The following is a 23,930-nucleotide window of genomic DNA, read 5'->3' on the forward strand; positions in this document are numbered from 1 at the left end:
GAACTATAGAACTATTTATAATCTGGCAGAAAGTCGATCCAGTCTTAAACGATGGCGCTGATCCGTCAAGCGATAGACACCTAAAAACACTGCCAACGTCGTACCAATCGCCACACCACCAGCAATCAAAAACATCACCAGCGCCTGATATTTTGCTGCCTCAATAGGATCAGCCCCAGCCATTAATTGCCCGGTCATCATCCCCGGAATAAAAACCAAGCCAGCTGCGGACATGGAATTCACAATGGAAATCATCCCGGTATGAAGGGACTGACGGATTAGGGTTTCACAAGCCTGCCATTTGCTGTGCCCGAGAGCAAGACGGGCCTCAATAGCATTTTGTTCCTGCTTTAAAGATGTGGTCAGGGTGGCCAGACCGATACTGATCCCGGTCATGGTATTGCCCAACACCATCCCTAATAAAGGCACAAGATAACGCGCCTCATACCATGGGTCCGGCTTGATCTGGACAAACAGGCCAAAAACAGTCACCACGGTCGCCGACATAAAAATGCTACCGACCCCGATTCCATAGCCCCATCCCCCACCAATCGGACGTTTTTGCCGTGCCATAATTTCATAGCCCGCAAAAACAATCATCACGCTCACCGCCAGTAAGGTCCATAACGGAAACTGACTTGCAAACAAAAAGCGAAGCACATAGGCCATCAAACCCAACTGCACCACCATACGCACTGCAGCAATAAGAAGCGACGTTGCGACCCCTGTGCGATACCACAGCGAAATCGCCCCATGCATCACCAACAACAAGCTGCCCAGCGCCAGCTCCAAATATCCAATTGAAATCATGACGCCACCTCCTGCACACGGCGATCATAAATTTGCCAGTGCTTGTGGGCGAAACGTTCCACCTGACGCTCATCATGACTGATAAAGAGAATCCCCATCTGCTCTGCCGTCACAAAACGGTTAAGCAACTCCTCCACCATGGATTGACGCCCCCCATCAAGGGCAGATGTTGGCTCATCCAGCAAAAGATAACGCACATCCCCATCCACAGAAGCCTCCAAGGCCCGCAACAGGGCAAAACGTTGGGCTTCCCCACTGGACAATCGCGAGACATTGGCCCGGATCAATTTTGGGGATAAATCTACATATTCAACAACCTCTTCCAGCCAGGCCGGATCAGCAAAATGCTCTTCCACCTTATCATACCACCAAGCGGGTTGCGCACTCACATAAGTGATTTGCCTGCGCCATTGCGGGGCAGGCAGGTCAAAACGCCCCACCCCATTCACACTAATATGCCCCCGGTTCATCACCAGATCAGCCACCCCTTTCATGAAAAGGGACTTACCCATGCCAGAGGCCCCGGACAGGGAAATAATCTCACCGGGGCGCAAAGTTAGATTCTGCGCCACAATACCTTTAACTTCCAGTTTGCTGATATGAAGCATTCTCACCACATGGCCGTTTCATCACCTTATAAAGATTATCCTGCAACAGCTGTGCAATGGCAAGAACCCTTAAAAGCCTTGCATTGAGTCAATTTTTCTGTATATTGCCGCCTTTCAAACTGCCTCCTTGCCGTGGCCGTACAGGCTTTGGCTATGCCTACAAGGAAAGGTCGAGGTGACTTTTCCAAAGGGCTGAGACAATCCATAGGGAGATTATATCTATGGCGTTTTACGAAAGCGTATTTATTGCGCGTCAAGACGCTTCTGCATCCCAAGTTGAGGGTTTGCAAGACTCTTTAGCTGCCGTGATCCAAGAGAACGGTGGCAAGGTCGAGAAGCGTGAATATTGGGGTCTGCGTAACATTGCTTACCGCATGAAGAAAAACCGCAAGGGCCACTACGTACTTTTCAACATTGATGCTCCATCTGCTGCAATTGACGAGTTTGACCGTCAGCTGCGCCTGAACGAAGACGTGATCCGTCACCTCGTTGTTCGTGTAGATGAACTTGATGAAGAACAATCTATCATGATGCAAAAAGGTCGCGATCGCGACGACCGTCCGCGTCGTGGCAGAAAAGAGGGAGATTCCTAATGGCTGGTCGTCGTCCTTTCTTCCGTCGTCGTAAGTCTTGCCCCTTCACAGGCGAGAATGCACCGAAAATCGACTATAAAGATGTAAAGCTGCTGTCACGCTATACATCTGAGCGCGGGAAAATTGTCCCAAGCCGTATCACAGCTGTTTCTGCAAAGAAACAACGTGAGCTGTCTCGTGCGATCAAACGTGCCCGTTTCCTGGGTCTGATGCCGTACGTAAGCAGCAACTAAGTTTTTTAAACTTGGTTTTTTGTGGGGAGTTTCTTCTCACGATAAAAGGAGCGCACGGAAATGCAATTGGGTGAAGATGAAAGCTTGCAGTTAAATGCAAAAATCGTCCTCTTTGCCATTGGTGCCGGGGCCTTAAGTTCTTTACTGGCAATTTCGCTGGTAACTGGATCGGGTCTGGCTCTTATCCTTGCATATCTGGCGCCTTTCCCACTTTTTTTAGTGGGATTGGGAAACGGAGGCAAACCAGCCGCCATCGCCGCCTTTTCAGGCATTGTATTCGCCATTTTATTTGGTGGCCCCCTTTCGGGTTCCGCCTTTGCGGTGATGAATACATTTCCCTGTTGGTTGGCAATTCGGTTGGCACTCACGTCCCGCACTGTGGATGGCCGCGAGGAATGGTTCCCCATCGGGAATATTCTGGTAACATTCGCAGGCTACGGTAGCGCACTGTTCTTGATGGCTTTGCTTTTCTTGCTGACCCCATCAGACAGTCTCGTAGACATGGTCAGAGGCTTTTTGTCCGCGGTCATTGATACGGTTGCCGCTTCACTTCCGGTGAAGCAAAAGGAAATTTTCGTCAATCAAATGACGCATTTCTTCCCGGCAATGGTTCTGGTTTCGTGGATGTTGATGACCTGTATAAACGCCGTTCTGGCACAGGGTGTTTTAGCCAAATCGGGTAAAGCACTGCGTCCGCGCCCCAATTATGGGGACATGACCCTGCCGGATTTTGCTTCTTGGGCGTTTATCGCATGTGCGAGTGTGACTGTGTTGGCTGACGGCGATCTTGAATATATCGCACGCAACCTCACAATCGTCATGGCTTTGCCGTTCCTGGCTTTGGGCCTGTGTGTGGTTCACAAGCTGGTGCGTATGACACGTTTTTCCGGGGCCTTATTGGCTGCCTTTTATTTGCTGTTGCTCTTATCCATATGGGTGGCCCTGCCAGTCATTGGATTGGGATTAATTGAACAATGGATCGGTTTGCGTAAGAAAATCCTTGCGCTAACACCATCACAGGAGAATGACTAATGCAAGTTATCCTGCTTGAACGCGTGGAAAAACTGGGCCAAATGGGTGACATGGTCACTGTTAAGCCTGGCTACGCTCGTAACTTCCTGCTTCCGCAGAAAAAAGCTATGCGCGCCTCTAAAGAAAACATCGCTTTCTTTGATGCACAAAAAGCACAACTGGAAGCAGCTAACCTGAAAGCCAAAGACGAAGCTGAAGCAGTTGCTGCCAAGCTTGAGGGCCTCAAAGTTGCGGTTATCCGCCAAGCCGGCGATATGGGTCAGCTGTACGGTTCTGTTTCCACTCGCGATATCGCGACTGGCATCACCGCTGCTGGTTTCACAGTGTCTCGTCAGCAAATCATCCTCGATCGTGCACTGAAGACCGTTGGTCTGCACGACGTTATCGTTAAGCTTCACCCGGAAGTGTCTGTTGACGTAATCGTTAACATCGCACGGACGGACGAAGAAGCTCAAATTCAGGCTGAAACTGGTTCCGTACTGGCTCAATCTGATGAAGACGAAGCTGAGGAAGAAGTTGTTGAAGAAGCGGCTGCTGAAGAAGCAGAAGCTGAAGCACCGGCTGAAGAAGAAGCATCTGAATAAGATCGCTGATTTTTCATCACAGCTTAAAAAAGGCGTATCCCTGTTTTTACGGGATGCGCCTTTTTTCTTGTTCAAAAGGTCCCCGCATTCGCAAGGACGACATCGACCCTTTTGCGTCATTTCCAACTTGATTGGAAATCTCCCTCCAACAAATCACACCATTCTGGGTTCGCCTCTTCAATCAAAGCCAATTTCCACTGCCTATTCCATTTTTTAAGCTGTTTTTCTCGAGCAATTGCCTCAGTAATCTTGTCATAAGATTCGGCATAGACCAACTTATCCAGATTATAGTTTTTCGCAAACTTGCTCCCAAAACCATTACGATGCTCCCATACTCTTTTCTCTATATGACTTGTGACACCGATATACAAAGAACCTTGCGGCCTGTTCGTTAAAATATAAACGTAATTTACTATGTGTCTCTCCTCCTCACTTAAAATGGACAAAGGTCCCCGCATGCGCGAGGACGACTGTTTGCTATTTTTATGAAAACATCAGAGACAAAAATATTCCCTCTCCAATCAATCATGCTATAACACCCCCATGGTTACTTCTGATGACGATATCCCCTTTGGCGGGGCTGATGAGCCACCGTTGGCAAACCCGGACGATTATGCTGCAGGTCCGGCCGATGAACCTGTGGATATGGTTGAAGTTGAGGTCGAAGCCGAACCCGTTCCGGACCAAGAACTGCAAATGGCAGAGGCCGAAACCCTGCCCCCGGCAACCAAGATCGAATGGTTGCCTGCGAAGAAATCAAATGGCACGGAATTAGAGGGTTTTCGCACCCCACCTTGTAACTTTGAAGCCGAAAAAGCCCTGCTTGGCGCGCTCATGGCGAACAATAAAGCCTATGATAAAGTTTCTGAATTCCTGCGCCCGGAACATTTCGCCGACCCGATCCATACCAAAGTTTTTGGGGCCTGTATTGCCTTGATGGAACGCGGCCAAATTGCCGACCCCATCACCCTGTCCAACTTCTTTGATCGCGACCAACAGCTTTCAGAAATTGGCGGAAATGAATATCTGGTGGAACTGGCAGCTTCGGCTGTAACCATCATCAACGCGGCAGAATATGGTCGCATCATTTACGACCTCTATATCAAGCGTGAACTGATCCACCTTGGCACCGAAATGGTCAACAAGGCCCATAGCGGTGATGTGGACGCCGATGCGCTGTTGCAAATCCAGTCTGCCGAACAGGCCCTGTTTAACCTGGCTTCCATGGGTGAAGTTGAAGGTGGTTTCAAAACCTTCCATGAATCCCTGTTTGAAGCCATCCAACAGGCCCAGATCGCCCACCAACGCGGGGGTGGTCTTGCTGGTGTAACTACAGGTCTTCGTGATCTGGATAAGGCCCTGGGTGGCTTGCACCGTTCTGACCTTCTCATCCTTGCCGGTCGTCCCTCCATGGGGAAAACAGCGCTTGTGACCTGTATCGCCTATAACGCGGCCTATGCCTATAAGGTCAGTGGCGGTAAAGAAGGCGGCGTGGTCGGCTTTTTCTCCTTGGAGATGTCCGCCGAACAGTTGGCTGGACGTATTTTGTCCCAAGCTTGTGCGGTCAATTCCAGCGCCATGCGTAAAGGGGAAATGTCTAACGAAGAGTTTGAACGCACAGTGGCTGGTGCGCAAACCCTGATGGATACCCCACTTCATATTGACGATACACCGGGTCTGACCATTAGTGCCTTGCGTACACGCGCACGCCGCTTGCAACGCCAACATGGGCTGCATTGTATCATCGTTGACTATTTGCAGCTGGTCTCTGGTAGCCCGGAAACCAAGAACAACCGTGTAAACGAGATTTCAGAAATTACCCGTGGCATGAAAATGCTGGCTAAGGAACTGGACGTTCCGGTGATTGCCCTGTCCCAGCTTTCGCGTGCGGTGGAACAGCGTGAAGATAAACGTCCGCAACTTTCTGACCTTCGTGAATCCGGTTCTATTGAGCAAGACGCCGATGTGGTGATGTTCATCTATCGTGAATTCTATTACCTTGATCGATCTGAACCGACTAAGCGCGAAAGCGAAGGCGATGATAAATTCGCTGAACGCTACCAGCAGTGGGAGCAGCGCAAGGACGAGATGGAAAACCGTTCCGAAGTGGTCATTGCCAAACAACGTCATGGCCCTCTAGCTAACATTCCACTGTTCTTCCGCGGCGAATTCACCCAATTCGGTGATCTGGATATTGAACATGAGCCGGATTATTAAGAATAACGTCGTCCTCGCGTATGCGGGGACCTCTCAAAAACTGGGAAAAAGGTCCCCGCATTCGCGAGGACGACAATATGGATAATTTCTCCTCGGCCCTCCTCACCATTGATCTGAACATCATCAAATCCAACTATCAGCGCCTGCGCGATCAGCTTGGTGGCAAGGATTGCGCCGCTGTAGTCAAAGCGGATGCCTATGGTCTTGGGATTAAACCTGTTTCCAAAACCCTGTGGGAGTCAGGTGCACGGACCTTTTTTGTTGCTTTGCCCGAAGAAGGCATTGAACTGCGCCAAATTTTACCGGACGCCGATATCCATGTGCTTGTTGGCGTTATGCCAGAAACAGAAGAAATATACCTCCAACATGAATTGGTCCCTGTTCTGAACAGCCTGGAACAGATTGAACGTTGGGGCCACCGTGGGCGGTGTGACCTGCATATTGATACGGGCATGACCCGTCTTGGCCTTGCACCCAAGGATATCTCCAAGGTCCCGGCCACGTTAGATGTCGATATCTTAATGTCGCATTTTGCCTGCGCAGATGAAAAAGACCATTTACTCAATAACGAACAAATTGCTGCCTTTCAAAATGCCTGTCACGCCATCGCCCATAAACGGGCCAGCCTTGCCAATTCCTCAGGTATTTTCTTAAATGAAGACGCCCAGTTTGATCTTGGGCGACCGGGCTGTGCCCTTTATGGCATCAACCCCACACCAGATCAGGCCAACCCCATGGGCAATCCGGTGCGCTTGCAAGGTAAAATCGTGCAAGTACATGAGATTGACACCCAACACAGCGTTGGATATGGTGCCACACATGCTTTACAGGCAGGACAAAAACTGGCAACCATTGCCTTGGGCTATGCCGATGGCTATTTGCGCAGCTTAAGTTCATCCGGTGTTGTCTATGTTGATGAGGCCCCCGCCCCGGTGGTGGGTCGGGTTTCAATGGATTTAATCACCATTGATGTCACAGACATAGAGGCTCGCGAAGGACAGCTTGTTGATGTCATTGGTCCGCATAATCCACCGGATCAAATTGCCAAACAGGCAGGCACCATTGGCTATGAGATTTTGACCAGCTTGGGCAGGCGCTATAAACGCATCTATAAGGGATAGGGGCAAAAAGAAAAAATGAATATCCTTCAACCCATCGGGCATTATGTCCTGAAATTTTTCAAATCGGTTGGGCGACTGGTTCTGTTTACCTTTACCACCTTGTCCCATTGTGTGCGCCCCCCCTTTTACCCCCGCGCAATTTTACGCCAAATGGTTGAAATCGGCTATTTCTCCCTACCCGTGGTTGGTCTGACAACCATCTTTGCCGGGATGGTTCTTGCCTTGCAAAGTTACACAGGCTTTTCACGTTTTTCTGCCGAAGGCGCCATTGCCAATGTGGTGGTTCTATCTATCACGCGCGAGCTTGGCCCGGTACTGGCTGGCCTGATGGTAACAGGTCGGATCGGAGCCTCCATGGCCGCAGAACTGGGTACCATGCGCGTCACTGAACAAGTGGATGCCTTAACAACGCTATCGACCAACCCATTTAAATATCTGGTGGTACCCCGCATTATTGCGGGCGTGACCATGTTGCCTTTACTGGTACTGGTCGGTGATATCATCGGCGTTCTGGGCGGCTATCTGGTGGCCGTGTACCAACTGGGTTTCAATGCGTCAAACTATATCCAGAGTACTTGGGAATTCATGGAAAATATGGATGTGATTTCCGGTCTGGTGAAAGCCGCTGTCTTTGGTTTTATCATCACGCTCATGGGCTGTTATCACGGCTATAGCTCCAAAGGCGGCGCACAGGGTGTGGGTAAGGCAACGACTGATGCGGTTGTTTCAGCCTCCATTCTGGTCCTGTGTTTCAACTATCTCCTCACCATGATGTTCTTTGATAAGTAAGTGCCATGACGACAGTTCCAAAAATCCGCTTAAGAAATGTTCATAAAGCCTTTGGTCCCAAAGTGGTACTGGATGGGGTTGACCTTGATGTCATGCCCGGTGAATCCGTTGTCATCATCGGAGGCTCCGGCACCGGGAAATCCGTCACCCTAAAATGTACCCTCGGCCTCATGGAACCTGACAGTGGGGAAATTGAGGTCGATGGCGAAAGCGTGGTGGGCTTAAGTGCGCGTGAACGCGAACGGGTAAACCATAAATTCTCCATGCTGTTTCAAGGGGCTGCCCTGTTTGACTCCCTGCCCGTCTGGGAAAATGTCTCTTTCGGACCGCTGGCTGACAAGACCGTCAATCGCAAACAAGCCAAAGAACTGGCTATTGAAAAGCTTGCCCAAGTCGGCATGCCTGCCGAAGTCGCCGACCTGTTCCCCAGTGAACTGTCCGGTGGCATGCAAAAACGTGTCGGTCTGGCACGCGCCATTGCAGGCGATCCCGAAATCATCTTTTTTGATGAACCCACAACCGGGCTGGACCCCATCATGTCAGATGTGATCAACGATCTGATTGTCAAAGTAACCAAAGAAGTCGGTGCCACGGGCCTGTCCATCACCCATGACATGGCAAGCGCACGCAAAATCGCAGACCGCATCGCCATGCTTTATAAAGGCAAAATCATCTGGCAAGGTCCTGCTGATAGCATTGATGACTGCGATAACGAATATGTCCAACAATTCATCAACGGCCGCGCAGAAGGACCGATTGAAATGGCGGTCAGGAAGTAAGGGAATCCCCGCATATGCGAGGATGACGTGTAGATAAATGCCAAAACCCAAAACCACCTTCGTCTGTCAGTCCTGTGGCGCTTCTTATAACAAGTGGCAGGGCCAGTGTACCGCTTGTAATGAATGGAACACCCTGTCAGAAGAGGCCGCCCCCGAAGCCATCCCGAAAGGCATGGGCACGGCCCGTGGGCGCACGATTGAATTTGTTGCCCTTGAAGGGGAAACAAAAACACCGCCGCGCAAAGTCTCCGGCATTGGGGAATTTGACCGGGTTTGTGGCGGTGGTTTGGTGCCGGGTTCTGTCATTCTGGTTGGCGGCGATCCCGGGATTGGGAAATCCACGATCTTATTGCAGGTCATGGCGACCTTATCGGCCAAATATGACTGTGCTTATATCAGTGGGGAGGAAGCCATTGATCAGGTGCGTCTACGCGCACGTCGTCTGGGCCATGAAAAGGCCAAGGTCAAACTGGCCTCAGCCACCAATGTGCGCAACATCCTGACCACATTGGCCGAAGAAAAACCCGATGTGGTGGTCATCGATTCCATTCAAACCCTTTATATCGACACTATCGACAGTGCACCGGGCACGGTCTCTCAAGTGCGTTCCAGTGCCAATGAACTGATCCGCGACGCCAAGAAACACGGCTATGTGCTGTTTATCGTCGGCCATGTCACCAAGGAAGGGACCATTGCTGGCCCACGTGTGTTGGAACATATGGTTGATACCGTGCTTTATTTTGAAGGTGATCGCGGCCATCAGTTCCGTATCCTGCGTGGGGTGAAAAACCGTTTTGGGGCCACCGACGAAATCGGCGTGTTTGAAATGACCGAAGGCGGCCTGCAAGAAGTGCCCAATCCTTCCGCCCTGTTCCTGTCTGATCGCAAAGGGGATGTGACAGGATCTTGCGTTTTTGCCGGGATTGAAGGCTCCCGCCCCATGTTGGTAGAGGTTCAGGCCCTGCTGTCGCCTTCTGCCCTTGCCACACCACGTCGCGCCGTTGTGGGCTGGGACAGTTCACGCCTTGCCATGATCATGGCTGTGTTTGATACCCGATGTGGGCTGGGCATGGGAGGCCATGATGTGTACCTCAATATTGCAGGTGGGTTGAAGGTTAATGAACCCGCAGCCGATTTATCTGTTGCCGCCGCCCTTGCCTCTAGCTTAAGCGGTGTGGCTGTCCCACAGGAAACCGTGATCTTTGGTGAAATTGGGCTATCAGGTGAAGTGCGTGCCGTTGGTCAAACAGAATCGCGATTAAAAGAGGCTGCGAAACTGGGTTTCACCCGCGCAATTATCCCTGAACGCCAAAAACGAGGCAAAAAAGAAAAAGACAAAGGCTTGAAAGATAGCGGACTTGAAATCTGGGAGATCGGACATGTGCAAGAACTATTGTCTTTCTTCCCAATGAAGGATAAATAAGCAGCAGATAATTTTTAAAGAGCGCCCTCATGGAAAACCTGCCCATCAGCATCACCGATATTGCTGTTTTTGTGATCCTTCTCCTTTCAGGCTTGCTCGCCCTGTCGCGTGGATTTGTACATGAAGTTCTCGCCATTGCCTCTTGGGTCGGTGCAGCCTTTAGTGCCCTTTATGGTTTTCAATATGTGCGCCCTTATGCACGTGATCTCATCGGAACCGAATTTATCGCAGATATCGTGGCTGGGGCCGGGACCTTTGTTGTTGCCCTGATCGTCTTAACCATCATTACCAAAATGGTTGCAGAACAGGTACAAAGCAGTGCCCTAAACCCACTGGACCGTAGCCTTGGTTTTGTATTCGGCCTGTTGCGCGGTGTGATTATTGTTTGCCTGCTTTATACGGCCATTGAATGGATGTTACCGGCTTCCAAGCAACCAAATTGGATGCGTGATGCCAAAACCATGCCCCTGATTGAACAGGGAACGGCTGCTTTAAAAAGCCTGATCCCCAGCGATGCCGCCGAAGAAGTTGAAAAGCAGGCTGATGATGCACGCACAAAAACAAATAATGCCATCGAATTGAAAAAAACTTTCGATAAAATGCTGACCCCGCAAACGAAATCAGATACAACACCGCAACAGGACCCACAAGGATACGGCCAACAGGAACGTAACGCCCTGGACCGCCTGATCCGCAACGCCCAATAGACAGGCTTAGGTAAAGAGTTTTAAGACCCATGACCGAAATTATGCAGATGACCACAAACCCTTTTGATGACGACAAACTTCACGAGGAGTGTGGCGTCTTCGGTATTTATGGACATAAAGAAGCAGCCGCGCACGTGGCCCTTGGCCTGCATGCCTTGCAACATCGTGGACAGGAAGCCTGCGGTATTTTCTCTTACGACGGCACGCAATTTCATTCTCATAAAGGCATGGGTCTGGTTGGGGATAATTTTTCTTCCAATGATGTGATTGATGCGCTCAAAGGTTCTGCGGCTATTGGTCATGTACGCTATGCCACAACAGGTGGCACAGTGCTGCGCAACGTTCAGCCCCTGTTTGCGGAATTTGAATTTGGCGGTCTGGCGATTGCCCATAACGGCAACCTGACCAATACAGCAGCCGTGCGCCGTACACTCGTGCGCCGTGGCTGTATCTTCCAGTCAGACATGGATACGGAAGTCATCGTTCATCTGGTGGCTGTCAGCTTGTATGCCACGGTGGAAGATCGCATCATTGACGCGCTTCGCCAGATTGAAGGGGCTTATTCCCTGGTTGCCATGACCAAAGACAGCATGATCGGTGTGCGCGATCCCAATGGCGTGCGCCCGCTTTGTCTGGGTAAACTGGACGATACTTATATTCTGGCTTCAGAATCCTGTGCCTTTGATATTATCGGTGCGGAATTCGTGCGCGATGTAGAACCGGGTGAAGTCGTGATCATCAACCAAGACGGTGTGCGTTCCATCAAGCCGTTTGGTGAACAAAAAGGTCGCTTCTGCGTCTTTGAATATATTTATTTTGCCCGTCCCGATTCCATCATCGAAAACCGCAGTGTTTATGAGGTGCGCAAAGCCATCGGGGCTGAACTGGCCCGTGAAAGCGGTGTTGATGCCGACATGGTTGTCCCTGTGCCTGATTCCGGTGTGCCCTCCTCTATCGGCTATGCCGCCGAAGCTGGTGTGGCCTTTGAACTAGGTATTATTCGTAACCATTATGTTGGCCGAACCTTCATTGAGCCCACACAGGAAATTCGCCACCTCGGCGTGCGCATGAAACACAATGCCAATATCCCAAGCGTGAAAGGCAAACGCATCGTACTGGTTGATGATTCCATCGTGCGCGGCACAACGTCCAAGAAGATTGTCGATATGATGCGCCAAGCTGGTGCGGCTGAAGTCCATATGCGTATTTCCAGCCCGCCGACCGCATGGCCGTGTTTCTACGGCATTGATACGCCGAAACGTGAAAAGCTGCTGGCTGGTAAACACAGCGTTGAAGAAATGGCTGAGATCATTGGTGCAGACAGCCTTGCCTTTATCTCCATTGACGGTATGTATCGCGCTGTGGGCGAAGCCAAACGTAATAACAATGATCCGCAGTTCTGTGATGCTTGCTTTACAGGCGAATATCCAACCCGCCTGCAAGACAACGAAGATCTGGAAAGCGATGCTGCCCAGCCATCCTTGCCGCTACTTTCAGAACAAGGAAAGAAATAATGGCTAAAGTATTGGAAGGTCGTATTGCCCTGATCACGGGTGCTTCTCGCGGGATTGGCCGCGCCGTTGCCTTGCGTTTTGCCCAAGAAGGTGCCCATGTCATCTTGGTGGCAAAAACCGTCGCTGCTCTTGAAGAAGTGGATGATGAAATTCAGGCTATCGGAGGGCAGGCCACGCTGGTGCCCATGGACCTGCGAGACTTTGATAAAATCGACCAGATGGGTCAAGCCCTTTATGACCGTTTTGGCAAGATCGACATTGTGGTTGGTAATGCTGGTGTACTGGGTGACATCACACCGATGTCCCACCTGAAAGTCAAAATGTGGAATCAGGTCATGGATGTGAATGTGACGGCCAATTGGCGCCTGATCCGTTCCATGGAACCGCTGTTAAAGCAATCTGATGCAGGTCGTGCGATTTTCCTGTCCAGCGGCACAACAAAAGGCCCTCGCGCCTATTGGGCGGCTTATGCGGTGTCCAAGGCTGCACTGGAAAATATGGTTCAAACCTGGGCGGAAGAATTGGGCAAAACCAACATCAAAGCCAACCTGATTGACCCTGGTGCCACCCGCACCCGCATGCGCTCTCAGGCGTATCCCGGCGAAGATGCCAGCAAGCTGAAAGAGCCGGAAGTGCTTACAGACCTGTTTGTGGAACTCGCCAGCCCGGATTGTGACAAACAAGGCGAAGTGGTTCGCTATTCAGATCAATAAAGACAAACGCCCCTGTGACAACAGGGGCTTTTTTGTGCCCGCTTTAACGCGCCCCGCTATCAACTGTATCCAGCAAACTTTCAAAATCGTTTGCCACAGCCAAGCCCCACTCGTCCACAGATTTGGCGAGGTAGCCCTGACCTTCTTTTTTGGTCATGCGCACGGTCTTTTTGTGTCGGCCATCAATATCGAGGCTCAAAATATCCAGTCCATCCTTGTTGGTGACACGCACCCACTGGACCCAGCTTTTATTTTCTTCGAACCGTTCCTGAAACAGGGCCAGTTCTTCAGCAGTAAACATGAGTTTCGCCATGTTTCACCCTCCTGTAGAGACAGTCAGATTTTCGAAACTCCCTAGAGTTATGCGTTTATTTCTCTTATCGCTCTACGGCTCATAACGCACATGCACAATATATGCTGCATTGCACAAAATATCAAGCATAAAAAAAGAGAGGCCATTTTTCCTCTCTCTTTTCAAAGGCTTATTCCGCACTTTGTGTTTCTGAATTCAGCCGTTCGCGCTCATTTTCATAAGAATCAAGTACCCAACTGAGATGGGAGCGCATGGCAACCTTGGCGGCTAAACCATCGCGTGATTTAATCGCCTCCAATACATCCTTATGCTGAGACAATGCCAGACCATCTTCGGCAGGCTCCTGAAATAGGTCATATTGGTGAAACTCAATACTTTCATCAATAATGTCACGGATTACATCCATGATGTGCATATAAACCGCACTCCCCGATGCCTTACCGACCATATAGTGAAAGTTAAATTCCTGAGACGCCTTGGCTTTGGTCGCTGAACTTTTTTGCTGTTCCTGCTTTTCCAGTGCCTGACCCAACTCTTCAATCTGTTCATCTGTGGCACGTTCTGCTGCACGGCGCGCTGCCCAAACTTCAAGAAGGGCACGGATTTCAGCCAAATCATGCAGGTTCTGTTCTTTAACTTTGGCAAGTTCCCCCAGCGGTGAAGTCATATCACTGGCGGCCGCTAAAATACGTGTACCGCCGCCTTGAACAGCTTCCAAAAAACCTTGGGCTTTCAGGCTTTGTAAGGCAGCACGCACTGACACCCGGCTCACCCCCATTTTTTCAGCAAGCTGACGTTCACCCGGCAGGCGCTCCCCCGGTGAGAGGTTGCCATCTGCAATCATGGACATAATGCGTTCAGCCACGCGGTCAGACAACAGACCTGATTTTCCTTTTGCCTTTTCTTCCATGATTTCACCCTCTTTCATTTGTCCACTGAGCCCTATTTATACCCACTTTAGTCCCCAATGCAAAACAACAGTCATTCTTTTTACAATATTTCTGTCATAAAGCCTTGATTGTTGTATATTCAGTGAAATGAAAAACGAAAATGAAATCAGCTTTGATGCGCTCTTAGGGGCCAATGACCCCGCCCCTTTTGAAATCTGCAACCGGGAAGGTGATACGCCCTTGTTGTTGATTTGTGACCATGCCTCCAACCGTATACCTGAACAGCTCAACCACATGGGCTTGTCCCACAAAGAACTGGACTATCATATCGGCCTGGATATTGGTGCTGCCGGGGTGACAAAATATATTTCCAACCATCTCAATGCGCCGGCGGTGCTCTGTAACTATTCCCGCCTTGTGGTCGATTGTAACCGCCAGCCGGGTGATCCGACCTCTATTCCAAAAGTCAGTGACGGCATCACCATTGCGGCCAATCATGATCTAACCGAAAGTGATCAGGTCCAACGTAGCGAAGCCATTTTCTGGCCCTATCACCATGCCATTACCGAAGTCGGTGCCCATCTGTGGCGCAAAGGCACAGCCCCAGCACTTTTTTCCATCCACAGTTTCACACCCGAACTCATGTCACGTCATGAAGAACGCCCCTGGCATGTCTCTGTCCTGTGGAAACGAGACCCCCGCCTTGCCGCCCCCTTGATTGAGATCCTCAGTCGTGAAACCGGCTTAACCATTGGGGATAATGTGCCCTATTCCGGTTGGGAAGATGCCTATACCATTGACTTACATGGCGCGGCCCCCGGCTTGCCCTATTGTGCCATTGAAATCCGCCAGGACTTAATCAGTGATAAAAAAGACGAAGACAAATGGGGCCAAATCCTGTGTGACGCATTAAGCGACATTATGAGTGATCGAAGTATTTTTAACGTCAAACATTATTGAGGCCCGCCATGACTGTTCGTGAGCCCAGCTGGACCATTGGCATTGAAGAAGAATATCTGATGGTTGATTGCGATACAGCCGAACTGACCACCCAGCCGATGGACGGGCTGATGAAGGCGTGTGAAAAAGAACTCCACGATTTGGTTCGCCCCGAATTCTTGCAGTCTCAGGTTGAGGTGGGCACCAAAGTCTGCGCCACAGTCAAGGAAGCCCGCCAGCAACTCACATGGCTGCGCAAAAGTGTCGCTGAGGTGGGCAAGCAGTTCAATCTCGCCCCCATTGCCGCCTCCACCCACCCGATGGCAGAATGGGACGAACAGGACCATACCGATGCAGAACGTTATCATACCTTTGCCAACGACATGCAGGCCGTGGTACGCCGCCTGATTATTTCCGGCATGCACGTCCATGTGGGTATTGATGATGATGACTTGCGCATTGATTTGATGAATCAGGTATCTTATTTCCTGCCGCATCTCTTGGCGCTCAGCACTTCCTCCCCCTTATGGCGCGGGCGTGATACCGGGTTAAAATGTTATCGCCTGAGCGTATTTGATGAATTGCCCCGCACGGGCCTGCCTGAATTTTTTGACAGCTACAGTGAATATAAAAAACATGTGGATGCGCTGATTAATGTCGGGATGATCAAGGATTCCACCATGTTGTGGTGGGATGTACGCCCCGCCCAGAAATTTCCTACACTGGAAATGCGCATCACCGATATCTGCACCACATTGGATGATGCCCTTGCTATTGCGGCCCTGTTTCAATGTATCTTGCGCATGCTCTATCGTTTGCGCCGATCCAATCAACGCTGGCGGACCTATCGCACCATGCTGATCAACGAAAACCGCTGGCGTGCCCAGCGCTATGGTACGGATGAAGGATTGGCGGATTTTGGCAAAGGCGAACTTGTGGCCTTTGATGATCTGCTGGATGAATTACTGGATATGCTCAAAGAAGATGGCGAGGCCCTTCATTGTAGTGAAGAGCTTGCCAGCCTTAAAATTATCCTGAAACGCGGCACTAGTGCACACCGCCAGATTGACATCTTTAACCAAGCTATGAAAAATGGAGCAAGCGAGCTGGAAGCCAGCCGAGCCGTCGCCCACTGGCTTAAGGAAGAAACCGTACGGGGCTTGTAAACAAGCTTACCAGCCGGGTTCTTCCTCTTCGATTTTAAGGACTTGGCCGGTTTTCTCTTTCACCGCAGCTTGCAAGCCTTGTAAAAGCTCACGCCCCAGCACACCACCGTCACCCACGATTTTCTCACGCAAGACGGCACGCATGGCATCAACGTGGGCTTTCACAACCTCAACCGATGCATCCGTTTCCTTACAGCCTTCCATGGTACATTCATATAGCATTTTACCGAAGATTGAGATCAACGGATAACCGAATGTCCCGCCCTGGCCCCGCAGTTCGTGGGCAAGCAGGTTAATTTTATGGAAATGGTCGCCCCGTGCGCCCGGTGTTAACAGGGCCTCGGTACAGAGGTTCGACAACTGGGAAAGATATTCCAACGCCCAATCATTAAAGCTGGCAGAAGAACGTTCGAGTTCTTGCTCCGCCTGATCCAGCAGGTCTTGAGGCAAAGCCCCGCCACCTTTCATCCCCATACCACCGACTTTTTCTTTCAAACGGTTGGGCAAACGGAAATACCAAACACCTGAGGCATTTTTCGCTTTTTTCTTCTCACCGGAATAAACAATTGTAATATCGTCTTCCGTGGCTTCGCGACGTTCCACATTATTGGGTGGCGGCTCGCGACGGCGGCGACGGTCCGGGCCGTGATAATTGTGCGTTGTCACAAACTGGCGCGGATAATCAATCAATTCCATCAAGCGTTTATAAACACTATCAACCGAAAATGGCTTGGATAAAAATTCCGTCACGCCCATATCACGGGCAGCATTCACATACTCGCTATCAGCCGCCCCACTCATCATCATAAAGGGCATAAAGCGGTTCGGGGATTCCTTGGCCGCACGCACCCAACGCAACAGCAACAGGCCATTTGCCGGTGACATGACCAAATCTGAAATAATCAGATCCACCCCCCCCGGATTATTCGGCCCCCCAGCTGTTTTTAGAAACTCAATTGCCTGCACCCCATTCTCACAGGTCACCAGCTTGCGGATTTCAAATGATCGCAGCAGGTTGGACATGGTGTCACGCACAAAGGCATTGTCTTCCACCAACATAACTGACAGACGATCAAGATGATAACGAGCCACGACGATTTAACCCCGACATATTATTAGATTCTCATTTGTTTTGCACAAATTTTATAGCCTGTGCAAGAGAAAGCGCAATAGCCATTGCATTATCCCCCTCTTTTTTTATCGTAATGTAGAACGGGTTCAAACTTGCATGTCTGCGCAGAGGTGAGTATCTTCTGTCCAAATCATTATTCCTCTCTCTTTCACAAAGGATCAAACTATGGCTGAAGTCGGCGGAATTGCAGGCGATCACCTGCGTTCTTTCATCGAACGTATCGAGCGCCTAGAAGAAGAAAAAGCAGCTATCGCTGCCGATATTAAAGACGTATATGCCGAAGCCAAAGGTACAGGCTTTGACGTCAAAATCATGCGCCAACTCATCCGTCTGCGTAAGATGGAAGACCATGACCGCACCGAACAGGAAGAGATTCTCGACCTTTATAAACGTGCCCTTGGCATGGAATAATTGAATAGAAACAAAGCCATTTTCATCTACCGGCGAGAATGGCTTTGTTATTGCGTGCGCCGTTGGAAATAAGGCCACCATTCTTTACCAAAAGGCACCAGCACGCGCACGGTGTAGCCTTCATCCAGAAGGCGACGTTTTAAGGCGTTGTTGACGCCGTAAGGAATTTCAAATTCAAAGCTGTTCATAGACCAGCCTTCAAGGTTGGTCATCATGATGATTTGTTCAGCCATTTCATTATCTTCCAGCGCAAAGACCGGGCTAACCTGCTGGATCAAGGCATCCTCAGACAATAAAATGCGCGCCAGCTTCATATAATTATCGGCAATCAGGTCTTCATATTCGTAAGAACTGGAATCATTGACCAGAGAAGGTGTCATGGACAAACGCACATTGCCACCTTGGGAAATAATCGCCTTAACATCATTAATACTACGTGTCAGTCCGGCTGGAATTGTCACACAGGATGGGATATCAGAACGGCTCAACGCCCCATATAACGCTAGAATACGCTGCATAGGCACCCGTTCAGAGGCATGGACCATCAACAGGTTACGTTCACCTTCTTCATGACCATCGCCATATCCCTGGCGATCTTCCACATCACGCACAGAGATGCGATTGCCAAAAATCTGCCCCACTTGCAGACAGTGACTTTCCCCACCCTTGGCCGACTTCAGATAACCCATCTCCGAAGGCATCAAGCTGATACAAACTTCCAAGCGTTCTTCATCCAGAATTTCCATGGTTTCCATCACGGTGGAAACATTTTCCTGTATGACATCCACATCTTCAGAAGGTGTGCCCAGATGATGCAGACACACGTGATAGCCCATCTCACGCAACTGACGGGCAACTTCGACGGCCTCTTCCATTTCGGTGGCGGGCACAAGTTTTTTGGCCATCCCATGCATTAAGGGCGTATTGCGCGCCAAATAGCGCACCATCGAACTGCCAGCTATTTTTTTCTTAAGGCCCATAGGCTTAACAACGATCCCTACATCTTTTTTAGAGTCGGTTCAGGGTAGCAAGCCCCCGTGGGATTTACAAACACAAAAAGCCGCATCCCCACCAAGGGAAGCGGCTTTTTGTAAAACGCCTAAAAGAAGCGTGTTTTAATCAGCCCTGGCGAGCCTTAAAACGCGGGTTCTTTTTGTTGATGACGTAAACACGGCCACGGCGGCGCACAACACGGCAGCCTTTTTCACGCAGCTTAGCTGACTTCAAAGAGTTGCGAACTTTCATAATCTCGTATCCTCAAACGCTTTTGCCCATCTCCTTGATGAGCGGAGCCGGGAACATACGGAGATCACCCCGTTGAGTCAACAACGTAATCCCCAATTTCTCAAAAATGGTGGGTCGTACAAGATTTGAACTTGTGACCTCTGCCATGTCAAGACAGCGCTCTAACCAACTGAGCTAACGACCCATATTCACTACCATGATCAAAACCGCACAAATCCGCGCTTTCCTTCTTGGTGGGGCGCTTTATAGCCATGACTCCTTATAGGTGCAAGAAAAAATTACAAAAAAGTGGCATAGCCCTTGATTTGTCGCCTTTTGCCCTTCCTTGAAAAGGCAAATGAAATCGCTTTTTGATCAAACCTAGCAGAATCGTCCAACCTTTTTAGCTAGGGTCCGGCTCTAAAATCATAATTGTGAGTTACTTAACAGAACTTCATCCCAATATTTGTCTATATAGCGATATGTTTGGTATGGAGTGAATATAATGAAAATCTTTGCGACCTTGGCAGCAACAGCCCTTTTCCTGACGGCCTGCGGGGGGTCTGATGAAACAGAAAACTCAAAAGCCGAGCTGGTTCGCCCAGCCAAAATCGCCATTGCCCAAAATCAGGCCGCACTCCATGAAAAAGTTTTCCCCGGCGTAACAGAAGCCACCCGACGTTCCACGCTGGCCTTTCGTGTTAATGGTCAGGTGGTGGAACTTCCTGTGCGGGCAGGCCAATTGATTAAAAAAGGCGACCTGATTGCCCGGATTGATGATGCCTCTTATCGCAACACGCTGGCTGATCGTCATGCCAAATACAAACTGGCGAAAATGGAATTTGAACGCCAGAAAGTTCTCTTCTCCCAAAAACATGTCGCCAAATCCCGCCTTGATGAGGCCCGTTCCACTTTCGAGGCCGCAGACGCCGCCTATAAACTTGCCAAAGATGATGTCAGCTATACCAAACTAACCGCCCCTTATGACGGGATGATCAGCCGCATCGACATTGATAATTTCCAAAATATTCAGGCCAAGGAACCCATTGTGGAATTTCAGGGAGCCAAGGAAATTGACGTGGTCTTTAACGTGCCGGAAAGCCTGTTTTTAAAATTGAACAAAGACAACACAAACGGTGGTCATGTGTTGGTACGTTTTGATGCCATGCCTGAAACCACCTTTGATGCCTGGTATCGCGAACATGAAACTGTGCCCGATGCCACCACGCGTTCTTTTAAAGTGACCGTTTCCATGCCCCGCCCCCTTGGCCTGACCGTTCTGCCCGGTATGAGCGTAACCGTCAGCGTCAATTTGTCCAAAGTTTTTAACACCAACAAAGAAGGTGTTCTGATCCCTCTTGAGGCTGTCTTTGAAGCCGAGGAACAAACATGGGTGTGGAAGCTGGATGACAACAATGCTGCGCGTAAAACGGCCGTCACCACATCAGGGATCGAAAAAGAAAACATCCGTATTACGGACGGGTTGACAGATAAAGATCGCGTGATCGCCGTTGGTGTGACTTATGTGCGTGAAGGCCAGAAAGTCCGCCCCATCGTTAAAGAACGTGGCCTGTAAGAAAAGGATCAGCACTCATGATGGGCTTAACCGAATATGCAATGCGCCGCAAAGTCGTCAGCTGGATGGTCACAATCCTCTTGATTGGCGGCGGCATCCTTTCCTTCCTTGGTCTGGGTCGATTGGAAGACCCGGAATTCACCATTAAACAGGCTGTTGTCGTGACCTCTTACCCCGGTGCCTCTGCACAAGAGGTGGAAGAAGAAGTCACCCTTCCCATTGAAAACATTATTCAGCAACTGCCATACGTCGATAATATCACCTCTATTTCCTCAGCGGGCCTGTCACAAGTCACGGTGGAAATGAAAAGTATTTATCGTAAAGACGACCTTGCCCAAATCTGGGATGAAATGCGTCGCAAAATCCGCGATATGGAAATCATGTTGCCCCCCGGTGTGCAATCGCCGCGCATCAATGATGATTTTGGCGATGTCTATGGTGTCTTCATGGCCGTCACAGGGGAAGGCTATTCTTATGAAGAGCTGGCTGATTATGTGGATTACCTGCGCCGTGAACTGGTTTTAGTCGACGGTGTTGGTAAAGTTGCTGTGGGTGGACGCCTGAGCGAACAAATCGTCTTAGAAGTCAATCGCGCCAAACTCACATCCTTGAACATGTCCATGACCAACCTGAAAATGGTGCTGGAAAACCAGAACATGGTCAGTGATGCAGGACGCATCCGTGCCGGCAGTGAATATATCCGCATCAGCTCTACCGGAACGTATGATCAGGTGGAAAAGCTTGAAAATCTGATGCTGGGGCAAGCCAACGGCCAGATTATTTATCTGAGTGACGTTGCCAATATTACACGCACGTATGCTGATCCCCCATCACAAGTCTATCGCTTTAACGGCAAATCCGCCCTGACTTTGGGGATTTCCTTTGCCAGTGGTGTCAATGTGGTCGAAATCGGAGAAGCTGTTCAAGAGCGCCTGGCTGAACTGGAATTTGCCCGCCCGATCGGTATGGAAATTGGCATGATCTATGACCAACCCCATCAGGTGGAACAATCGGTCAGTGATTTTGTCATCAGTCTGGGGCAAGCCATTGCCATTGTCGTCATCGTCCTGTTGATCGCCATGGGCATGCGCTCCGGTATTTTGATGAGCCTTGTGTTGCTGTTAACCATTTTGGCGACCTTTATCGGCATGAAAGTCTTTGCCATTGACCTTCACCGCATTTCACTGGGCGCACTGGTCATTGCCCTGGGCATGCTGGTGGACAATGCTATTGTGATTACCGAAGGGATTCTGATTGGGGTCAAGCGGGGCTTAGGTAAAGTCGAAGCCGCAAAACAGATTATTTCACAAACTGTCTGGCCCTTGCTGGGTGCCACAGTGATTTCCATCACCGCCTTTGCCCCCATTGGCCTGTCACCGGATGCCTCAGGTGAATTTACCGGGGCGCTGTTCTGGGTGTTGTTTATCTCACTCTTCATCAGCTGGGTCATTGCTATTACCTTAACGCCCTTTTTTGCCAATCTGATGTTTAAGGAAAACACTACACAATCAGACAGCCCAGAAGAAGCCGACCCTTATAAGGGAGCCCTTTATCAGGTTTATAAAGGCTTGCTGTTGCTCTCGTTACGTTTTCGTTATGGCACGATTGGCATTATGTTTGGTTTGATGGCCTTGGCCGTTGTGGGTTTTGGCATGGTCAGCAAAGCCTTTTTCCCACCATCAAACCTGCCGGTCATCACCGTGGATTATTGGTTGCCGGAAGGGTCAGATATTCGCGCCACCAGCCAGAATATGGCTGAACTGGAAAAAACACTGCTGGATCACCCTGATATCAACAAGGTCACGACCACCATCGGTCAAGGGGCCATGCGTTTCATGCTGACCTATAACGGGGAACGCAGCTATGCCAGTTACGGCCAGTTCATTGTTGAAGTAAATGATGCGGAAAAAATGGTCGCCGTGCGCAAATGGGTGGATCAAACCATTGCACAAAATTCACCACAGGCTTTTTCAAAGTCAAACCGGATTTTCATCGGCCCGGCGACCAAAGCCAAAATTGAAGCACGCCTGATTGGGCCGGACCCGCAGGTTTTGCGTCAAATATCGGCACAGATCACGGAAATTTTCCTCAACGACCCTGCCGCGATCAATGTACGTCATGACTGGCGCGAACGCACCAAGGTCCTGCGCCCGCAATTTGCCGAAGCCGAAGCCCGCCGTCTTGGAATTTCAAAGGCAGATTTGGACAATGCCCTGTCCATGAATGTCAATGGTGTGCAAGTCGGGCTCTTGCGCGATGGGTCCACCATGCTGCCGATCTTGTTGCGCCCACCGGCAAATGAGCGACGCGAAGTCAGCCAGCTCGGCAACGTACAGATCTACAGCCCGGCCCTGAACCAATATGTCAATATTGATCAGGTGGTACATAAAATTGATCTGGAATGGGAAAACCCGTTGATCATGCGTCGGGATCGCAAACGAACCGTACAGGTTTGGGCAGACCCCGACCCTTATGGGGAGATCAATTCCGCCGCCCTGTTTGAACGGTTGCGCCCACAGGTGGAAGCTATTGAATTGCCCGAAGGCTATAGCCTGAAATGGGGTGGTGAATATGAATCCCAGCAAAAAGCCAACAAGGCGGTATTTGAATTCGTCCCCCTTGGTGTGCTGGTCATGATCGCCATTACCGTGATGCTGTTTAATTCGGCCAAACAAACCGCTGTAGTCTGGGCCACCGTTCCCTTATCCATTATTGGGGTGAGTACGGGCCTGCTGATTTTCAATGAACCTTTCAGCTTTACCGCCATGCTGGGTTTTCTCAGCCTGTCCGGCATGTTGCTGAAAAACAGTATTGTTTTGGTCGAAGAGATCAAACGACTGAATGAAGAAGAAAATGTCGGCATGCATGATGCCATTACACAAGCAGCCGTCAGTCGTCTACGCCCGGTTGTCATGGCCGCGATCACAACTGTTTTGGGACTGATCCCCTTGCTCAGTGATGTGTTCTTTGCCCCTCTGGCTGTCACCATCATGTTTGGTCTGGGCTTTGGTACCGTCTTGACCCTGATTGTTGTCCCGGTGTTGTTTGCCCTGTTCTATCGCGTCAAATATCACCGTGGTGAGCTTTAACCTTGTCATAACAGAACGGGCATAAGGGAACCGGAAATTCTCTTATGCCTTTTTTCTGTCCCCTGAT

General features: G+C 50.1%; 25 protein-coding genes and 1 tRNA gene. 17 read left to right on the top strand and 9 right to left on the bottom strand.

The genetic code is table 11. The features are described 5' to 3' along the window. Window positions 1–15 precede the first annotated feature (15 nt). On the bottom strand, window positions 16–810 hold the full coding sequence (gene fetB / locus E4K71_RS10000) for an iron export ABC transporter permease subunit FetB (protein WP_135079147.1): 795 nt from the start codon (window positions 808–810) through the stop codon (window positions 16–18). Continuing rightward, the gene (locus E4K71_RS10005; protein WP_135079149.1) at window positions 807–1,418 is read right to left on the bottom strand and encodes an ATP-binding cassette domain-containing protein; all 612 of its coding nucleotides are present in this window, start codon (window positions 1,416–1,418) and stop codon (window positions 807–809) included. The genes fetB and E4K71_RS10005 overlap by 4 nt, the downstream gene beginning before the upstream one ends. A 221-nt stretch (window positions 1,419–1,639) precedes the next feature. On the opposite strand from E4K71_RS10005, the gene rpsF reads away from it, so the two are divergent. Genes rpsF through rplI form a run of 4 tightly spaced genes read left to right on the top strand, consistent with a single transcriptional unit; the run spans window position 1,640 to window position 3,860 of the window. Beyond that, the gene (gene rpsF / locus E4K71_RS10010; RefSeq protein WP_135079151.1) at window positions 1,640–2,011 is read left to right on the top strand and encodes a 30S ribosomal protein S6; all 372 of its coding nucleotides are present in this window, start codon (window positions 1,640–1,642) and stop codon (window positions 2,009–2,011) included. After that, window positions 2,011–2,244 carry a 30S ribosomal protein S18 gene (gene rpsR / locus E4K71_RS10015; protein WP_069189576.1) on the top strand — a complete coding sequence of 78 codons (234 nt, stop codon included), beginning with the start codon at window positions 2,011–2,013 and terminating at the stop codon, window positions 2,242–2,244. The genes rpsF and rpsR overlap by 1 nt, the downstream gene beginning before the upstream one ends. Before the next feature lie 60 nt (window positions 2,245–2,304). Continuing rightward, entirely contained in the window at window positions 2,305–3,276 is a 972-nt protein-coding gene (locus E4K71_RS10020) for a DUF2232 domain-containing protein (RefSeq protein WP_135079153.1), read from the top strand. After that, on the top strand, window positions 3,276–3,860 hold the full coding sequence (gene rplI, locus E4K71_RS10025) for a 50S ribosomal protein L9 (RefSeq protein ID WP_135079155.1): 585 nt from the start codon (window positions 3,276–3,278) through the stop codon (window positions 3,858–3,860). Before E4K71_RS10020 ends, rplI begins: the two co-directional genes overlap by 1 nt. A gap of 116 nt (window positions 3,861–3,976) precedes the next feature. On the opposite strand, the gene E4K71_RS10030 is transcribed toward rplI, so the two are convergent. Continuing rightward, a complete protein-coding gene (locus E4K71_RS10030; protein ID WP_240796787.1) occupies window positions 3,977–4,231 on the bottom strand; it encodes a GIY-YIG nuclease family protein in 255 nt (84 codons plus the stop codon). A 172-nt stretch (window positions 4,232–4,403) separates the two neighbouring features. Between E4K71_RS10030 and E4K71_RS10035 the strand changes: the two genes are divergently transcribed. The 8 genes from E4K71_RS10035 to E4K71_RS10070 all read left to right on the top strand — a co-directional run bounded on the left by E4K71_RS10035 (window position 4,404) and on the right by E4K71_RS10070 (window position 13,123). Next, window positions 4,404–6,077, top strand: a complete 1,674-nt coding sequence (locus E4K71_RS10035) for a replicative DNA helicase (protein WP_240796788.1) — start codon at window positions 4,404–4,406, stop codon at window positions 6,075–6,077. Window positions 6,078–6,154: 77 nt separating this feature from the next. Beyond that, the gene (alr, locus tag E4K71_RS10040) at window positions 6,155–7,198 is read left to right on the top strand and encodes an alanine racemase (protein ID WP_135079159.1); all 1,044 of its coding nucleotides are present in this window, start codon (window positions 6,155–6,157) and stop codon (window positions 7,196–7,198) included. A 15-nt stretch (window positions 7,199–7,213) separates the two neighbouring features. After that, window positions 7,214–7,987, top strand: coding sequence for an ABC transporter permease (locus tag E4K71_RS10045; protein WP_135079161.1), 774 nt, complete (start codon window positions 7,214–7,216; stop codon window positions 7,985–7,987). Between the two features lie 5 nt (window positions 7,988–7,992). Further along, a complete protein-coding gene (locus E4K71_RS10050) occupies window positions 7,993–8,766 on the top strand; it encodes an ATP-binding cassette domain-containing protein (RefSeq protein ID WP_135079163.1) in 774 nt (257 codons plus the stop codon). 37 nt (window positions 8,767–8,803) lie between these two features. Further along, the gene (gene radA / locus E4K71_RS10055) at window positions 8,804–10,189 is read left to right on the top strand and encodes a DNA repair protein RadA (RefSeq protein WP_135079165.1); all 1,386 of its coding nucleotides are present in this window, start codon (window positions 8,804–8,806) and stop codon (window positions 10,187–10,189) included. Window positions 10,190–10,218: 29 nt separating this feature from the next. Further along, on the top strand, window positions 10,219–10,896 hold the full coding sequence (locus E4K71_RS10060) for a CvpA family protein (protein WP_135079167.1): 678 nt from the start codon (window positions 10,219–10,221) through the stop codon (window positions 10,894–10,896). A 29-nt stretch (window positions 10,897–10,925) separates the two neighbouring features. Beyond that, the gene (gene purF / locus E4K71_RS10065) at window positions 10,926–12,410 is read left to right on the top strand and encodes an amidophosphoribosyltransferase (RefSeq protein ID WP_135079169.1); all 1,485 of its coding nucleotides are present in this window, start codon (window positions 10,926–10,928) and stop codon (window positions 12,408–12,410) included. After that, on the top strand, window positions 12,410–13,123 hold the full coding sequence (locus E4K71_RS10070) for an SDR family NAD(P)-dependent oxidoreductase (protein WP_135079171.1): 714 nt from the start codon (window positions 12,410–12,412) through the stop codon (window positions 13,121–13,123). Before purF ends, E4K71_RS10070 begins: the two co-directional genes overlap by 1 nt. A 43-nt stretch (window positions 13,124–13,166) precedes the next feature. Here E4K71_RS10070 and E4K71_RS10075 read toward each other — a convergent pair whose 3' ends face one another. Together E4K71_RS10075 and E4K71_RS10080 are read right to left on the bottom strand one after the other, a co-directional pair. After that, window positions 13,167–13,436: a hypothetical protein gene (locus E4K71_RS10075; protein WP_135079173.1), complete on the bottom strand. Its 270-nt coding sequence runs from the start codon at window positions 13,434–13,436 to the stop codon at window positions 13,167–13,169. Window positions 13,437–13,605: 169 nt separating this feature from the next. Then, window positions 13,606–14,346: a FadR/GntR family transcriptional regulator gene (locus E4K71_RS10080; protein ID WP_135079175.1), complete on the bottom strand. Its 741-nt coding sequence runs from the start codon at window positions 14,344–14,346 to the stop codon at window positions 13,606–13,608. Between the two features lie 127 nt (window positions 14,347–14,473). On the opposite strand from E4K71_RS10080, the gene E4K71_RS10085 reads away from it, so the two are divergent. Then, on the top strand, window positions 14,474–15,286 hold the full coding sequence (locus tag E4K71_RS10085) for an N-formylglutamate amidohydrolase (RefSeq protein ID WP_135079177.1): 813 nt from the start codon (window positions 14,474–14,476) through the stop codon (window positions 15,284–15,286). A gap of 8 nt (window positions 15,287–15,294) precedes the next feature. Further along, window positions 15,295–16,431, top strand: coding sequence for a carboxylate-amine ligase (locus E4K71_RS10090; RefSeq protein ID WP_135079179.1), 1,137 nt, complete (start codon window positions 15,295–15,297; stop codon window positions 16,429–16,431). Window positions 16,432–16,437: 6 nt separating this feature from the next. On the opposite strand, the gene E4K71_RS10095 is transcribed toward E4K71_RS10090, so the two are convergent. After that, window positions 16,438–17,523 carry a response regulator gene (locus E4K71_RS10095; protein WP_135079181.1) on the bottom strand — a complete coding sequence of 362 codons (1,086 nt, stop codon included), beginning with the start codon at window positions 17,521–17,523 and terminating at the stop codon, window positions 16,438–16,440. Window positions 17,524–17,728: 205 nt separating this feature from the next. On the opposite strand from E4K71_RS10095, the gene E4K71_RS10100 reads away from it, so the two are divergent. Next, window positions 17,729–17,974, top strand: coding sequence for a DUF2312 domain-containing protein (locus E4K71_RS10100; RefSeq protein WP_135079183.1), 246 nt, complete (start codon window positions 17,729–17,731; stop codon window positions 17,972–17,974). Between the two features lie 47 nt (window positions 17,975–18,021). Here E4K71_RS10100 and E4K71_RS10105 read toward each other — a convergent pair whose 3' ends face one another. The 3 genes from E4K71_RS10105 to E4K71_RS10115 all read right to left on the bottom strand — a co-directional run bounded on the left by E4K71_RS10105 (window position 18,022) and on the right by E4K71_RS10115 (window position 19,403). Continuing rightward, complete coding sequence (locus E4K71_RS10105; RefSeq protein ID WP_135079185.1) at window positions 18,022–18,954, bottom strand: hypothetical protein; 933 nt, start codon at window positions 18,952–18,954, stop codon at window positions 18,022–18,024. Window positions 18,955–19,093: 139 nt separating this feature from the next. Next, complete coding sequence (gene ykgO, locus E4K71_RS10110) at window positions 19,094–19,219, bottom strand: type B 50S ribosomal protein L36 (protein ID WP_069189558.1); 126 nt, start codon at window positions 19,217–19,219, stop codon at window positions 19,094–19,096. A gap of 107 nt (window positions 19,220–19,326) precedes the next feature. Continuing rightward, window positions 19,327–19,403, bottom strand: a tRNA-Val gene (locus E4K71_RS10115). Window positions 19,404–19,703: 300 nt separating this feature from the next. Here E4K71_RS10115 and E4K71_RS10120 point away from each other — a divergent pair. After that, a complete protein-coding gene (locus E4K71_RS10120) occupies window positions 19,704–20,774 on the top strand; it encodes an efflux RND transporter periplasmic adaptor subunit (protein WP_135079187.1) in 1,071 nt (356 codons plus the stop codon). Window positions 20,775–20,791: 17 nt separating this feature from the next. After that, a complete protein-coding gene (locus E4K71_RS10125; protein WP_276321840.1) occupies window positions 20,792–23,863 on the top strand; it encodes an efflux RND transporter permease subunit in 3,072 nt (1,023 codons plus the stop codon). The last annotated feature ends 67 nt before the right edge of the window (window positions 23,864–23,930 follow it).

This window comes from Terasakiella sp. SH-1, from assembly GCF_004564135.1.
Taxonomy (GTDB): domain Bacteria; phylum Pseudomonadota; class Alphaproteobacteria; order Rhodospirillales; family Terasakiellaceae; genus Terasakiella.

Bases quoted from the DNA above. Each gene is read 5' to 3' on its own strand.
- rpsR (WP_069189576.1), top strand. From the start codon at position 2,011: ATGGCTGGTCGTCGTCCTTTCTTCCGTCGTCGTAAGTCTTGCCCCTTC.
- E4K71_RS10125 (WP_276321840.1), top strand. From the start codon at position 20,792: ATGATGGGCTTAACCGAATATGCAATGCGCCGCAAAGTCGTCAGCTGG.
- E4K71_RS10120 (WP_135079187.1), top strand. From the start codon at position 19,704: ATGAAAATCTTTGCGACCTTGGCAGCAACAGCCCTTTTCCTGACGGCC.
- E4K71_RS10035 (WP_240796788.1), top strand. From the start codon at position 4,404: ATGGTTACTTCTGATGACGATATCCCCTTTGGCGGGGCTGATGAGCCA.
- E4K71_RS10100 (WP_135079183.1), top strand. From the start codon at position 17,729: ATGGCTGAAGTCGGCGGAATTGCAGGCGATCACCTGCGTTCTTTCATC.
- E4K71_RS10085 (WP_135079177.1), top strand. From the start codon at position 14,474: ATGAAAAACGAAAATGAAATCAGCTTTGATGCGCTCTTAGGGGCCAAT.
- E4K71_RS10075 (WP_135079173.1), bottom strand. From the start codon at position 13,436: ATGGCGAAACTCATGTTTACTGCTGAAGAACTGGCCCTGTTTCAGGAA.
- alr (WP_135079159.1), top strand. From the start codon at position 6,155: ATGGATAATTTCTCCTCGGCCCTCCTCACCATTGATCTGAACATCATC.
- E4K71_RS10070 (WP_135079171.1), top strand. From the start codon at position 12,410: ATGGCTAAAGTATTGGAAGGTCGTATTGCCCTGATCACGGGTGCTTCT.
- E4K71_RS10045 (WP_135079161.1), top strand. From the start codon at position 7,214: ATGAATATCCTTCAACCCATCGGGCATTATGTCCTGAAATTTTTCAAA.
- E4K71_RS10050 (WP_135079163.1), top strand. From the start codon at position 7,993: ATGACGACAGTTCCAAAAATCCGCTTAAGAAATGTTCATAAAGCCTTT.
- E4K71_RS10060 (WP_135079167.1), top strand. From the start codon at position 10,219: ATGGAAAACCTGCCCATCAGCATCACCGATATTGCTGTTTTTGTGATC.
- E4K71_RS10080 (WP_135079175.1), bottom strand. From the start codon at position 14,346: ATGGAAGAAAAGGCAAAAGGAAAATCAGGTCTGTTGTCTGACCGCGTG.
- rplI (WP_135079155.1), top strand. From the start codon at position 3,276: ATGCAAGTTATCCTGCTTGAACGCGTGGAAAAACTGGGCCAAATGGGT.
- E4K71_RS10005 (WP_135079149.1), bottom strand. From the start codon at position 1,418: ATGCTTCATATCAGCAAACTGGAAGTTAAAGGTATTGTGGCGCAGAAT.
- E4K71_RS10020 (WP_135079153.1), top strand. From the start codon at position 2,305: ATGCAATTGGGTGAAGATGAAAGCTTGCAGTTAAATGCAAAAATCGTC.
- purF (WP_135079169.1), top strand. From the start codon at position 10,926: ATGACCGAAATTATGCAGATGACCACAAACCCTTTTGATGACGACAAA.
- ykgO (WP_069189558.1), bottom strand. From the start codon at position 19,219: ATGAAAGTTCGCAACTCTTTGAAGTCAGCTAAGCTGCGTGAAAAAGGC.
- fetB (WP_135079147.1), bottom strand. From the start codon at position 810: ATGATTTCAATTGGATATTTGGAGCTGGCGCTGGGCAGCTTGTTGTTG.
- E4K71_RS10105 (WP_135079185.1), bottom strand. From the start codon at position 18,954: ATGGGCCTTAAGAAAAAAATAGCTGGCAGTTCGATGGTGCGCTATTTG.
- E4K71_RS10090 (WP_135079179.1), top strand. From the start codon at position 15,295: ATGACTGTTCGTGAGCCCAGCTGGACCATTGGCATTGAAGAAGAATAT.
- radA (WP_135079165.1), top strand. From the start codon at position 8,804: ATGCCAAAACCCAAAACCACCTTCGTCTGTCAGTCCTGTGGCGCTTCT.
- rpsF (WP_135079151.1), top strand. From the start codon at position 1,640: ATGGCGTTTTACGAAAGCGTATTTATTGCGCGTCAAGACGCTTCTGCA.